The sequence below is a fragment of the Streptomyces sp. NPDC004284 genome (assembly GCF_042874035.1).
GTDB lineage: Bacteria > Actinomycetota > Actinomycetes > Streptomycetales > Streptomycetaceae > Streptomyces.
Window position 1 is genome coordinate 14,218 of the sequence record NZ_JBIAMJ010000022.1, and the last position, 13,024, is coordinate 27,241.

Annotated in this window: 12 protein-coding genes; 6 read left to right on the plus strand and 6 right to left on the minus strand. The window is 75.3% G+C overall.

Features of this window, described 5'->3' with window-relative positions; genetic code table 11:
• Positions 1–41: 41 nt before the first annotated feature.
• Entirely contained in the window at positions 42–572 is a 531-nt protein-coding gene (locus tag ACFYUS_RS35305; protein ID WP_388861686.1) for an NUDIX domain-containing protein, read from the minus strand.
• A complete protein-coding gene (locus ACFYUS_RS35310; protein ID WP_388861688.1) occupies positions 569–1,855 on the minus strand; it encodes a cytochrome P450 in 1,287 nt (428 codons plus the stop codon). Before ACFYUS_RS35310 ends, ACFYUS_RS35305 begins: the two co-directional genes overlap by 4 nt.
• Before the next feature lie 21 nt (positions 1,856–1,876).
• Here ACFYUS_RS35310 and ACFYUS_RS35315 point away from each other — a divergent pair, with 21 nt between their 5' ends.
• From ACFYUS_RS35315 to ACFYUS_RS35330, 4 genes are all read left to right on the plus strand, one after another.
• Complete coding sequence (locus ACFYUS_RS35315; protein WP_388861690.1) at positions 1,877–3,184, plus strand: wax ester/triacylglycerol synthase domain-containing protein; 1,308 nt, start codon at positions 1,877–1,879, stop codon at positions 3,182–3,184.
• Positions 3,181–4,506 carry a cytochrome P450 gene (locus ACFYUS_RS35320; RefSeq protein ID WP_388861692.1) on the plus strand — a complete coding sequence of 442 codons (1,326 nt, stop codon included), beginning with the start codon at positions 3,181–3,183 and terminating at the stop codon, positions 4,504–4,506. The genes ACFYUS_RS35315 and ACFYUS_RS35320 overlap by 4 nt, the downstream gene beginning before the upstream one ends.
• 65 nt (positions 4,507–4,571) lie before the next feature.
• Entirely contained in the window at positions 4,572–5,024 is a 453-nt protein-coding gene (locus tag ACFYUS_RS35325) for a GNAT family N-acetyltransferase (protein WP_388861694.1), read from the plus strand.
• An 83-nt stretch (positions 5,025–5,107) separates the two neighbouring features.
• A complete protein-coding gene (locus ACFYUS_RS35330; protein WP_388861878.1) occupies positions 5,108–6,304 on the plus strand; it encodes an MFS transporter in 1,197 nt (398 codons plus the stop codon).
• A gap of 31 nt (positions 6,305–6,335) precedes the next feature.
• On the opposite strand, the gene ACFYUS_RS35335 is transcribed toward ACFYUS_RS35330, so the two are convergent.
• Positions 6,336–7,784 (minus strand): acyl-CoA synthetase, encoded by a 1,449-nt coding sequence (locus tag ACFYUS_RS35335; protein WP_388861696.1) that lies wholly within the window; start codon positions 7,782–7,784, stop codon positions 6,336–6,338.
• Positions 7,785–7,817: 33 nt separating this feature from the next.
• On the minus strand, positions 7,818–8,297 hold the full coding sequence (locus tag ACFYUS_RS35340) for a hypothetical protein (RefSeq protein WP_388861698.1): 480 nt from the start codon (positions 8,295–8,297) through the stop codon (positions 7,818–7,820).
• Between the two features lie 176 nt (positions 8,298–8,473).
• Here ACFYUS_RS35340 and ACFYUS_RS35345 point away from each other — a divergent pair, with 176 nt between their 5' ends.
• Positions 8,474–9,688, plus strand: a complete 1,215-nt coding sequence (locus ACFYUS_RS35345; RefSeq protein ID WP_388861700.1) for a histidine kinase — start codon at positions 8,474–8,476, stop codon at positions 9,686–9,688.
• 26 nt (positions 9,689–9,714) lie between these two features.
• The gene (locus ACFYUS_RS35350; protein WP_388861702.1) at positions 9,715–10,365 is read left to right on the plus strand and encodes a response regulator; all 651 of its coding nucleotides are present in this window, start codon (positions 9,715–9,717) and stop codon (positions 10,363–10,365) included.
• A gap of 8 nt (positions 10,366–10,373) precedes the next feature.
• Here the strand turns inward: ACFYUS_RS35350 and ACFYUS_RS35355 are convergent, their stop codons facing one another.
• Together ACFYUS_RS35355 and ACFYUS_RS35360 are read right to left on the minus strand one after the other, a co-directional pair.
• On the minus strand, positions 10,374–11,609 hold the full coding sequence (locus ACFYUS_RS35355) for a nitrate/nitrite transporter (protein ID WP_388861704.1): 1,236 nt from the start codon (positions 11,607–11,609) through the stop codon (positions 10,374–10,376).
• 58 nt (positions 11,610–11,667) lie between these two features.
• Positions 11,668–13,024: GAF domain-containing sensor histidine kinase (locus ACFYUS_RS35360; protein WP_388861706.1), on the minus strand; the 1,357-nt coding region annotated here is incomplete at its 5' end.

A 13,024-nucleotide genomic window follows, 5' to 3' on the forward strand; every position in this document is an offset into this window, starting at 1 on the left:
CCTCGGCGCGGGCGGCCGGTGGGGGAGGAGGTTGCCGTACGTCAGTGGGGGAACAGGCGCCGCACGGCCTCCGCGCCGGCCGGGACCAGCGGGGTGTAGCCGCCGGTCAGGACCGCGAGGGGCGCGACGAAGCCGCACCAGGCGATCTCCTGGGGATCGGGCCGGGGCGCGCGGTCCGCCGTCCAGCGGTGGACCGTCAGGAAGCAGGCGCCGTGCGGATCGTCGACGCGGATCCGGTACGCCTCGGCGAGGCCGGGCGCCCGCTCCCAGCCCAGCTCCTCGCGGAGCTCCCGGAGCGCGGCCGCGCGGTACTCCTCGCCGCTGCGGACCGCCCCGCCGACCAGGACGTCGTAGTGGCCCGGGTAGGCCGGCGCGGAGGGGGTCCGCCGGTAGAGCAGGACCCGGCCGGCGCGGTCGGTGCAGACGGTCGCCGCGTACCGGCGGAGCAGTCCGGCGGGGGGCCCGGCGGCCCGTCCGCCCTGGGCCACCACCCGGTCCCGGGGGTCGACGTAGTCGACGCGTTCGGGGGCGCACCCCGGGGGGTCGTACGGGCCGGGGGCGGGCGCGTTCACGGTCGCTCGTGGACGCGCGCGGGCAGCGGGCCCGCCGGGCGCAGGTTGATGCCGAACACGGCCTCGCCCGCCGGTCCGGCCGTCTCCACCCGGAACCGGGCGAGCAGCGCGCCGAGCAGCACCTCCATCTCCCGCATCGCGAACCGCGTCCCGAGGCAGGCCCGCGGGCCGATGCCGAAGGGGAGGTACGCGCCGGGCGGCAGCGGCGAACGCGCCGGGAAGCGGCCCGGGTCGAACACCTCGGGATCGGGCCAGACCTCCGGGTCGCGGTGGGTGAGGTACGGGCAGACGAGGAGGTCCGTGCCGGCGGGGACCGCCCAGCCGTCGAGGGTCTCGTCCGCCGGGCTGTGCCGGGGCAGCAGCCAGCCCGTCGGGTAGAGCCGCAGCGTCTCGGAGAGCACCGCCTCGACCGTCCGCGGATCGCCCGAGGCCCGCTCCATGACCTCCGGGTGCGCGTCGAGCAGGACGAACGCCCAGGTCAGCGTGCGGGCGCTGCTCTCGTACCCGGCGACGAGCAGGGTGACGAGCTCGTCGCGGATCAGCCGGTCCGTGTACGCGGGATCCGTCCCGGCCGCGTCGAGCAGCCGGTCCAGGACGCTCACCCCGGCGCCGTCCGCCCGGTGGCGGACCCGGGCGTCGGCGAGCGCCCGGAGCATCCGCTCGTCGAGCGCGCCGATCGCCGCCTCGACCCGCGGCGGCAGCGCGGCCGCGCCGCCCACGTCGGCGGGGAGGGCGGCGACGATGTCCTGCACGGCCGCCAGGTCGACGTACGTCTCCCGGTCCAGGGGCCGGTCGGTGAGCGAGCGCCAGATCGTGTCGACGGTGAAGAACTGCACGTCCTCGGCGATGTCCGTCGGCTCGCCCCGGCGGGCCAGCTCCGCCCAGCGGTCGACGACGCTCGCCGCCGCCCCCGCGATGTGGTGCTCCCAGCGCTGGACGCCCCGGCCGGTGAACATCGCTTGGAGGAGCCTCCGTTGGGACCGCCAGGCCTCGCCCGTGGCGGTGATCATGCCGTCGCCGAGGAGGGGTCTCGCCCGGTGCGACCGCTTCACGTACCGGTCGCCGCCGACGCCGAGCACCTGGTGCACGTGCCGGGGCTCCGTGACCAGGACCGCCGTGCGGCCGCCGCGGCGGAATCCGGTCAGCCGGCCGGGGGTGTGCGCCTGGCGGAGGAGGTCGACGAGGGGGGCTCCGGAGGCCGTCCAGGCCGCCACGGCCGCGTCGTCGAGGAGGTCGGGAGGCATGCCGTCCGTCACGGCGGTCGTCACGCTTTGCGATTGCATGATGACGTATCGTAGCGCCCTATGCGATCTTCAGATCCGAGGCGGTCCTCCGCGACGGTGCCGCTCGCGGTGCTCGACCGGCTCTCCCTCGACGTGGCGGCGCTGCACGCGGCGGACTCCGCCCTGCACCTCGGCGGGCTGGTCGTCTTCGAGGGCGAACCGCCTTCCCGGGAGCGGGTGTTGGATCATCTGGGGCGTCGCGTCGGCCTGCTCCCGGAGCTGGCCCACCGGCTCGCGGACGGCCGGGGACGCCCGTACTGGGAGCCCGACCCCGGCTTCGACCCCGACCGTCACCTGGACGAGCTACCCGGAGGCGGCGACCTGTTGACGACCGTCGCCGAACTCCTGCGGCAACCCCTGCCGCGCGACCGGCCGTTGTGGGCGATCCGGCTCGTCCGCCGGGCGGGCGAGGGGCGGTGGGCGCTCTGCTACCGGGCCCACCACGCCTTCCAGGACGGCGCGGCCGCCGTCGCCACCCTGGAGCGGCTCCTCGGCCCCGAGGAGCCGCCGCGCGCCAGGGCCCTCACCTTCCGGGAGCCCCGGCCCGTGGCCTGGGCCGCCGTCCTCCCCGAGTTCCGGCCGCCGCGCCGCGTCACCTGGTGGCCGGCCCTCGACACCCCGCCCGCCCAGGACTACGCCGCCGCGTTCGCCGACGTCGACACCGCCCGGCTGCACGCGCTCGGCCGCCTGACCGGGGCCACCGTCCCGCAGCTCTGCCTGGCCCTCACGACCGAGGTCCTGCGCGCCTGGCACCCCGACGCCTGGGCCCCCCACGGCCCCGGCCACGGCCGGACGCTGCGCGCCAACCTCGGGATCGGTGTCCGGGACCCCGACGACCCCCGCCCCCTGCTCGGCAACCGGGTCGCCGTCGCCGGGATCGACCTCCCCTGCGGCGAGCCCGACCCGGCCCGGCGGCTCGACCGCCTCGGACGCGCCCTCGACCACACGCGGCTCGCCCGCCTGGCCGACGCCCACCGGGTGATCCTGCGCGGACTCCCGTACGGAATCGGACGGTTGACGCTCTCCCGCAGCATCGACGCCCGGTACACCCCGCTCGCCGTCGCCGACCTCCGGGTCCGCCGGCCGCTCGGCTTCGCCGGGACCCCCGCGACCGGGGTGTACGCCCTGCCGGTCATGGTCCCGGGCCAGCCGCTCTTCGTCGCCTGGACCACCCACCGCCGCCGCCTCCACGTCACCTTCCTCGCCGACCGCGCCCTCGCCGGCGCCGAACTCCTTCCCGAAGCCTGGGGGGCGGCGCTCGCGGAGTACGAACGGCGGGCGGAGACGGGTGCGTTCGCGCGCACCGCCGACGGGGCGGGGGTGTCGTGAGCCCCACGTCCGCCCCCCGGCACGGTCGGGCCCCCGGCGCCTGGCCGCTGCTCGGGCACCTGCCCCATCTGGCCACCCGGCCGCTGGCCTTCCTGGACTCGCTGCCCGGCCACGGCGACGTCGTCCGCGTGCGGATGGGGGCCCGGACCGCCCACGTGGTGACCCATCCCGCGCTCGTCCGCCGCGTCCTCACCGACCGGAGCTCCTTCGACCGGAGCGGGATCCTGTACGAGAAGGTCCGCGCGCTCCTCGGCAACGGGCTCGCCACCTGCCCGAACGCCGAGCACCGGGACCAGCGGCGGGTCCTCCGGCCCGCCTTCCGGCCGGCCCTCATGGAGCGGTACGCCGACGTGATGACGGCCGAGACCGAGGCCCTGACCGCCCGCTGGCGTCCCGGGGCGGTCGTCGACGTCACCGAGGAGGCGTTCCGGCTCACGACCGCCGTCGCCGTCCGCACCCTGTTCTCCGCCGGGATCGCCCCACGGGCCGCCGAGGAGCTCCGCGAGGCCCTCGAAGTGCTGCTGCGCGGGGTCTACACGCGGGTCGTGGCGCCCGCCGTCGACCGGGTGCCCTCCCCGGACCGCCGCCGCTACCGCCGGGCCCTGGCCCGCTGGCGCACCGGCGTCGCCGCCATCATCGCCGCGTACCGGGCGAGCGGGACGGACCACGGCGACGCCCTCTCGCTGCTGCTCGCCGTGCGCGACGAGCGCGGCCGGGCGCTGTCGGACGCCGCACTCGGCGACCAGGTCGCCACCCTGGTCCTGGCCGGCGCCGAGACCACCTCCTCGGTCCTCGCCTGGGCCCTGCGCCTCCTGGCCGACCACCCCGAGGCCGCCGCCCGGCTGCACGAGGAGCTCGACACGGCCCTGTCCGGCGGCCCGGTCACCCGGGCCGACCTGCCCCGGCTGCCCTACACGGGCGACGTGGTGCGCGAGGCGCTCCGCCTCTACCCGCCGGCCTGGGCGATCACCCGCACCGTCACCCGCGCCACCGAGCTGGCCGGGCGGACGCTGCCGCCCGGCTCCATCGTCATCTGCTGCCTCTACCTGCTCCACCGGCGCCGTGAACTCTTCCCGGACCCGGCGCGCTTCGACCCCGGCCGGTGGGCGGCGGGGGACGTGCCACGGGACGCCTGGCTGCCGTTCGGGCTCGGCGCCACCAGGTGCGTCGGCGAGGCGTTCGGCACGGTCGAGGCCACCCTCGCGCTCGCCGCGATCGCCTCGCGCTGGCGGCTCACCCCGGTCTCCCCGCGCCCGCCCCGCCCGGTCCCGCGCCTCGTCCTCTCCCCGGGACCGCAGCCGATGCGGCTCACGGAGCGGTAGGGCCTCCGTTTCGCGTTCATCAAATTGTAAGGAGCGGGTATGGAGCTCGCTCCTATACTCGATCCATGTCCGACATCAGCATCCGGCGCGCCACCGCCGACGACTCCAAGCGGCTCACCCGGCTCGTCCGGACCTCCGGGGCCTACCGGGGCGACTACGCCGCCATGGTCGAGGGCTACCAGGTCGGCGGTCCGTACATCGAACACCACCCCGTCCACGTCGCCGTCGACGACGGCGACGACGGCCGCGTGCTCGGGTTCTACGCGCTCCTCCTCGACGAGGCCGAACTCGACCTCGCGTTCGTCGCCGACGCGGCCCAGGGACTCGGCATAGGCCGGCTCCTCATGGAGCACATGACCGAGCAGGCCAGGGCCGCCGGGCTCACCTCCGTGCGGGTCGTCGCGCACCCGCCCGCCGAGGAGTTCTACCTGCGGACCGGCGCCGTCCGCACCGGCACCGTGCCGCCCACCGGACGCATCCACTGGGAGCGCCCCGAGCTGCGGTACGACGTCGCGTGACCGCCACCCAGGACAGCCGGGAGCAGGAACGGAAGCAGGAGCCGGAGCGGGACCGCCGCAAGGTCCTCGCCGACCTCACCCCGCTGCGCACCTCCGCGCACTACCGCCGCCTCTGGTTCGGGAGCGCCGTCTCCTGGGTCGGCCAGGGCATGACGTCGCTCGCCGTCTCCCTCCAGGTGTACGACATCACCCGCTCGCCCTTCGCCGTCGGGCTCGTCGGGCTCTTCTCCCTCGTCCCGCTCGTCGTCTTCGGCCTGTACGGCGGCGCCATCGCCGACACCGTCGACCGCCGCAAGCTCGGCCTCGCCAGCGCGAGCGGCTCCGCCGCGCTCTCCGCCGCCCTCGCCGGCGCCGCGCTCACCGGCTTCCACCACGTCTGGTTCCTGTACGGGATCGTCGCCCTGCAGGCCGTGTGCACCGCGCTCAACGCGCCCGCCCGCTCCTCGATGATCCCCCGGCTCCTGCCGCCCGAGCAGCTGCACGCCGCCAACGCGCTCAACTCGATGGTCATGACCTTCGGCACGCTCGTCGGGCCGAGCCTCGGCGGCCTCATCGTCGGCCTCGCCGGCTACCAGGCCGCGTACCTCGTCGACTTCCTCGCCTTCTCCGCGAGCCTGTACGCGATGTGGCGGCTGCCGTCCATGCTCCCGGAGCGGACCGGCGGCAAGCGGGCCTCCGTCCTCGACGGGCTGCGGTTCCTCGCCACCCGCCCCAATCTGCGCATGACGTTCTTCTCGGACTTCTGCGCGATGATCCTCGCCCACCCCCGCGCCCTGTTCCCGGCCGTCGCCGTCCTCTGGTACGGCGGCGACGCGAAGACCACCGGACTCCTCGTCGCCGCGCCCGCGTTCGGGGCGCTCCTCGGCGGGGTCCTCTCCGGCTGGCAGGGCCGCATCCGCCACCACGGGCAGGCGATCCTCCTCGCCGTCGCCGCCTGGGGCACCGCCATCGCCGTCTTCGGGCTGACCCGGAACCTCTGGCTCGGACTGCTCCTGCTCGCCCTCGCCGGCTACTCCGACACCGTCTCCATGATCTTCCGGAACACGATGATGCAGGTCGCCGCCCCGGACGAGATGCGCGGCCGGCTCCAGGGCGTCTTCATCGTGGTCGTCGCGGGCGGCCCCCGGCTCGGTGAATTCCTCGCGGGCTCCGTCGCCGACCTCACCTCACCGGCGGTCGCCATCACCGGCGGCGGGATCGCCTGCGTCGTCGCGATCGGCCTCCTCGCCCTGTACGGGCGCGGATTCCGCCGCTACGACGCCCTCGACCCGACTCCCTGACCTCGCGACGGGCGCCCCGGTTCCCCGGGGATCAACGGGCGCCCGGCAAGGCCTTCTTCAGCACCTTCCCCATGTCGTTGCGGGGGAGGGCGTCGAGGTAGCGGACCACCCGGGGGCGCTTGTGGGGGGCGAGCAGCCCCGCCACGTGGTCGGCGAGGTCCGCCTCCGCCGGCGGCTTCTCCCCGTCCTGCGGCACCACCCAGGCCACGATCCGCTCGCCCAGGTCCGGATCGGGCTCGCCCGTGACGGCCGCCTCCCGGACGCCGGGGTGGTCGAGCAGCGCGTTCTCGATCTCGCCCGCCCCGATCTTGTAGCCGCCGCTCTTGATCAGGTCCGTCGCCTTCCGGCCCACCAGCCGCACCGAGCCGTCCGCCTCCCGGACCGCCATGTCACCGGTGCGGAACCAGCCGTCGTCGAAGGCCGCCGCCGTCGCCTCCGGCCGGTTGAGGTACCCGGAGAAGAGGTTCGGGCCGCGCACCTGCACCTCGCCGACCGTCTCCCCGTCGAGCTCCTCCAGCACGGAGCCGTCCTCCTCCACCAGCCGCAGCTCCACGCCCGCGAGCGGGGTGCCGACGGTCCCGGGCCGGGGCCTCCCGCCGGGCCGCACGCCGGTGTTCATGAGCGTCTCGGTCATCCCGTACCGCTCCACGACCGTCCGCCCCGTCGCCGCCGCGATCCGCTCGTGGTCGTGCACCGGCAGCGCGGCCGACCCGGAGACGAGGAGCCGGGCACCCGCCAGGGCGTCCGCGAGGCGGTCGTCCGCGTCGAGCGCGTCCGCGATCCGGTGGTACATGGTCGGCACGCCGAACAGCATCGTGCCGCCCCCGGCGCCGAGTTCCCGCGCGACGCCGTCCACGGAGAAGCCGCCCAGGTGCCGGACCTCGCCGCCGCGCCGCAGCGGGCCCAGGATCCCGAGGACGAGCCCGTGGACGTGGAACAGCGGCAGCGCGTGCACGAGGACGTCGTCCGCCGTCCACGACCAGGCCTCGGCCAGCGCGTCGAGGGACGCGGCGACCGCCCGGCGGGAGAGGAGGACGCCCTTCGGGGGGCCGGTGGTTCCGGAGGTGTAGACGACGAGCGCGGTCGCCTCGGGATCGACCGGCGCCGCCGGGGGAGTGTCGTCCGGCCCGGTGAGCTCCACGTCGACCCGGGGGATCGCCGCGAGCCCGCCCGGCAGCTCGTCCTCCGGGCCCGCGAGCACGAGGCCGGGCGCGCTGTCGCCCAGGATGTGCGCCAACTCCCGCTCTCCGGTGCGCGGATTGAGCGGTACGGCCGGCACGCCGGCGAGCAGGGCGGCGATCACGGCGACGGCCGTCCGGGCGGTCGGCGTGGCCCAGACGGCCACCCGGTCCGCCCCGGCGAGGCGCCCGGCGAGGGACCCGGCGGCGCGGGCCAGCTCGGCGTACGTCAGGGTGTCGGAGCCGACGCGCAGGGCGGGGCGGTCGGACGGGTCCGCCAGGGCGGGGAAGAGCGCACTCACCGGTCGTACTCCTCGGGTCGTCGAGGGCGGGGGCTACCAGGAGGAATTCTGCCCGTGCCGGGGGTGCGGCGTGGCCGATGGCCGAGGCCGGGTCCGGGACGGGCGCGCGGCGGTCACCGCGCACAGGACCGCGAGGGGGATTTCCGCGAGCACGGCCATGGCGACGGCGACGGCGAGGTCCGGTCCTGCGGCGGCGGTGGCGAGGTCGACGCAGGCGTCCGCGAGGAGGAGCACGGCCGCGGCGGCCGCGGGCGCGCGGTGCCGGGCGTCGCCCCGCAGCAGACGGCTGCCGGCGGTGAGCAGCGCGGCGGCCTCCAGGGCGTCGAGGGTGACCCAGGCGGCGGCCTCGGCGGGCGGGAGCGTACCGGCGAGGTAGCCGAGCCAGGGCAGCAGGGCGAGGCCCGCGCCCACGAGTGCGCGGCCCCGCAGGCGACAGGCGCGGTCGAGGCGCGGGATGCCGGGAGAAGGGCGACTGCCGTCGGCCGTCAGAGGGACGAGGGGGGCGAGGGCCATGTCGGAGGTCCCTTCCGGTGCCAGGAACCCGGCCGTCGGGCTCGTGATCAACCCTCCTTCCGCCGCCCTCCGGAGTCAGTAACACCGTTGTCCGTCTCGGGGTGGCACTGGCTGCACCCCCGATGCGGACGACAGGTTCATGGCAGGCCTCGGAGCCCGGCGCCTACGGTGGGGGCATGAAGATCCGGACCCGGCTGCGGCGAGCGCTCACCCGCCTGACACGCGACGCGTCCTTCCTCGCCCTGGGGGCGCCGCTCCACCTCCTCATGGGGTTCCTGCTGTTCGTGGTCTTCGGCCTCGTGTGGGAGACCGTCGAAGGAGGGGACGACAGCGCGCCGATCGTCCTGGGGTTCGTGCTGGCGGTGACGGCGTTCTGCGTGCCGGCGCTGACCGTGGCCCAGTGCCGGCGTTTCCGGCGGCTGCTCGGCATCGACATCCCCCGCCCCGGGCGGCGGCGGTTGTGGCGCCAGTTCGGCTACCACTCCCTGGCCGGGACGCTGTTCGGCGCGCTCGAAGCACTGGTGGTGGCACTGATCCCGGCAGGACTGGCCACCTCGCTGACCACGGTGTGGGTCTACGCGATCCCCTGGAAATGGCGGATCGAGCACCCCGAGTCCGCCACGCAGGCCGCGTACGTCTCCGTCGTGGGGCTGCTCGTGCTGGCCGCCGTCCCGTACCTGGCCGCCGCCCTCGTACGCCTGGAGAGCCAGGTGGTCCCCGCCCTGCTCGGCCGCAGCCGGGAAGAGGACCTGGCGCGGCGGGTCGAGGACCTCACCGAGAGCCGGGCCGGCGCGGTGGACGCCGCGGACGCGGAACGGCGGCGCATCGAACGGGACCTGCACGACGGGGCACAGCAGCGACTCGTGTCGCTCGCGCTGAACCTGGGCATCGCCAAGGCCACGCTCGTGGACCTGCCGCCCGAGGCGCGCGAGGTGATCGACACGGCGCACCGGGAGGCCAAGGAGGCGATCGAGGAGCTGAGCAGCCTCGTGCGCGGGATGCACCCCGCCGTCCTGGACGAACTCGGCCTGGACGCGGCCCTGTCGGGACTCGCGGCCCGCGCTCCGCTGCCCGTACGGCTGAGGACGGACCTGCCGCGCCGGCCGGCGCCCGCGGTCGAGGCGGTCGCCTACTTCGTGGTCTCCGAGGCGCTCACGAACGTCGCCAAGCACGCACGCGAGGCGACCCGGGCCGATGTGACGGTCACCCGGCTGGGCGGGATACTGCGGGTGGTGATCGCGGACGACGGCCTGGGCGGGGCCGACCCCGGCAGGGGAAGCGGCCTGACAGGACTCGCCCAGCGCGTGCGGTCAGTCGACGGAACGTTCCGGATGAGCAGTCCGGTGGGGGGACCGACCATGATGAGCGTGGATCTGCCGTGTCAGAGCTGAAGGGTGCCGGGCGGGAGGAGCCCCGTGTGCGACGTGCGGTCATCGCCGAGGACTCGGTGCTGTTGCGGATGGGCCTGGTCAAGGTGGTCGAGATGGCCGGCTTCCAGGTGGCCGCCGAGGCGGGCGACGCCGAGGGCCTGCTCGCCGCGGTCGAGGAGCACCGGCCCGACCTCGCGGTGGTGGACGTCCGGATGCCGCCGGGCTTCACGGACGAGGGAGTGCGGGCCGCGCTGTCGATCCGCCGCAGCAGGCCGTCGACCGCCCTGCTGCTCCTCTCCCAGTACGTCGAGGAGCGCTATGCGGCCGACCTGCTCGCCGCCCACACCAGCGGCGTGGGGTATCTGCTCAAGCAGCGGGTCGCGGACGTCGAGGAGTTCATCGAGGCGCTGCGACGGGTGGCGGACGGTGGTACCGCGCTCGACCCGCAGGTCGTCGCCCAGCTGCTGGTACGGCGGTCGAGCGATCCGCTGGACCGGCTGACGGCCCGCGAACGGGAGGTGCTCGCCCTCATGGCCGAGGGCCGCTCCAACGCGGGCGTCGCCGCCCAGCTCGTGGTCAGCGAGAGCGCGGTCGCCAAGCACATCAACAGCATCCTCGCCAAGCTCGACCTCCCCAAGGCGGACGCCGACCACCGCCGGGTACTGGCCGTGCTGCGCTTCCTGGGAGTGGGCGGCTAGAACCGTTCCTACGGGCGGCCCGCCGTGAGCTCGGCCGGCTCCGGGTCCGGCTCCGAGCCGTCCCGGCGGAGCCCCCGCATGCGGCCGTACGCGTACACGCACCCCGCGAGCGCCAGGTCCGACAGCAGCATGAAGCCGATCGAGTAGGAGCCCTTCGCGCTGTAGATCGTGCCCATGACGAGCGGGGGGAGGAAACCGCCGAGGCCGCCCATCGCGCCGACGATGCCGGTGACGCTGCCGACCTCGGACTGAGGGGTGACCTGGGAGACGAGGGCGAAGACGGAGCCGCTCGCGGTGCCGAGGCCGGCGGCCATGATCAGGAGGGCCGTCGTGCCGCCCGGGTCGAGGGGCGGGTCGAAGGCCTGGACGATCGCCAGCAGGGCGACGGTCCCGAGTGCGGCGGACGTCACGAGCGCCGGGTGGACGCGGTCCGAGAGCCAGCCGCCGATCGGGCGGAACACGACCGTGACCAGGGCGAATCCGGCTGCCTTCGTGCCCGCGTCCGTCGGGTCGAGCTCGTACCAGGTCTTGAGGTACGTCGGCAGGTAGACGCCGAACGCGACGATGCCGCCGAACCCGATCGCGTACAGCGCCGCCAGTTCCCAGGTGACCCGGAGCCGCGCCGCCGAGCCCAGGCGGGTCGCCAGGGAGGCCGTCGGGACCGGGCGGTCCGGGCGGTCCGTGATGAGGAACGCGGCCAGCGCCGCGTACACGGCCAGCGCGATCGCCACCACGATGAACGGCAGGTTCTCGCCGTGCTCGGCGATCCGGGGGGTGAAGTAGCCGGAGAGCGCCACCCCGCCCATGCCCATGCCGAACACCCCGAGCGCCAGGCCCCGTTTGGCGGGCGGGAACCAGGAGTTGACCAGGGGGATGCCGATCGCGAACGTCGTGCCGCCGAGGCCGAGGAGGAAGCCGACGACCAGCAGCAGGCCGTAGCTGTCCTTCACCACGGTCAGGAGCAGGACCGGGACGATCGTCAGTGCCGACACCAGCGGGAACATCAGCTTCGCCCCGTACCTGTCGGTCAGCGCCCCGGCCGGGATGCGGCCGACCGAGCCGACCAGGACGGGCACCGCGACGAGCAGGGACTGCTGGAAGGAGCTGAGCGCGAGCCGGTCGCCGTACCAGCTCGCGATCGGCGCGATCAGGTTCCAGGCCCAGAAGGTGAGCGTGAAGCCGATCGTGGCCGTCACCAGGTTGCGGTAGGCCGCCGCTGTCGGGGGAGTGGTCTCGGTGGTCACGTCATCAGTCAAGATCCGGGGGAGGGGCCGGGCGCGCCGGACTGCTCCGTACGAGGGGTCAGGGCCAGGTCACCGTCGTCGGCGGCGCGCCGTCGTCCTCCACGTGCAGCCGGGCGCCGCCGTCCCCGGCCGACACCTCCACCGTGATCGCGCCCACCCCGGACCGCCGGTGCGCCGCCGCGAGCGCCCCGCGCAGGACGGCGAGGAGCTTGTCCGCCGTCTCCTCGTCGACGAGCGTGTCGACCGCGCCGGAGAAGTGCACGGACGGCTGGAAGCCCAGCAGGGCGGCCGCGCCGCCGGTCTCGCGCAGCACCCGGCCCCGGAAGGAGGCCGGCGCGTCCGCCGGCGGCTGCTGGAGGGCGAAGATGGTCGTCCGGACCTCCTGGATCGTCGAGTCCAGCTCGTCGACGGCCCGGCCGAGCAGCGCGTCCTCCTCGGAGGACGCGGCGGCCCGCCGCCGGGTCGACTCCAGCATCATCTCCGTGGCGAACAGCCGCTGCACCACCAGGTCGTGCAGGTCCCGGGCGATCCGGTCGCGGTCCTCGAAGACCGCGAGCCGCTCCCGGTCGTGCCGCGCGTCCGCCAGGACGAGGGCGAGCGCGGCCTGCGAGGCGAACTGCGAGGCGAGCAGCCGGTCCACCGCCGAGTACGGCGGTCCGCCGCGCCGCCGGGGCAGGGCGAGCGTGCCGATGAGCTTCCCGCCGCTCTGCAGCGGCAGCATCATCGACGGGCCGAAGCGGGACCGTACGTGCGTGGTCATCCGGGGGTCGGTCGCCGAGTCCTCGACGAACACCGGCTCCCCGCCGAGGAGCTGGACCAGGACCGGGGAGCCGGGCGCGATCGTCGTGCCGACCAGATCGCCCGGATCGTCGGCGGTGGAGGCGGCGACGATCTCCATCCCGCCCTCCTCGGTGGGCTGGAGGACCACGCCGGCCGAGGCGCCGGCGAGGACGCGGGCCCGCTCGGCGACGGTCGTCAGGGCGTTCTCGGCGGAGGCGCCGGTGAGCAGGGCCGTGGTCACCGCGGCCGCGCCCTCGATCCAGCGCTCCCGCTGCCGGGCCGTCTCGTACAGGCGGGCGTTGCCGATGGCGATCCCGGCCTGGGAGGCGAGGACCCGCAGCAGGGTCCGGTCCTCCTCGGTGAAGGGGGCCACGGGCCTCTCGGTGAGGCACAGACGGCCGAAGACCTCGCTGTGGACCCGGATCGGGACGCCGAGGAGGCCGGGCGTCTCCGGCCGGTCTCCGAGCAGGCCGGTCCAGTCGGTCCGCTGCCGCTCCTCGTCCGTCATGCCGGAGGTGAAGAGCTCGGTGAGGCGGGGGCGCTCGGGGTCGACGACCCCGAGCGCCCCGTGGCGGGCTCCGGTCAGCTCGGTGGCGGAGTGCACGTCGTGCTGGGGGGTGGTGGGGTGGTCGAGG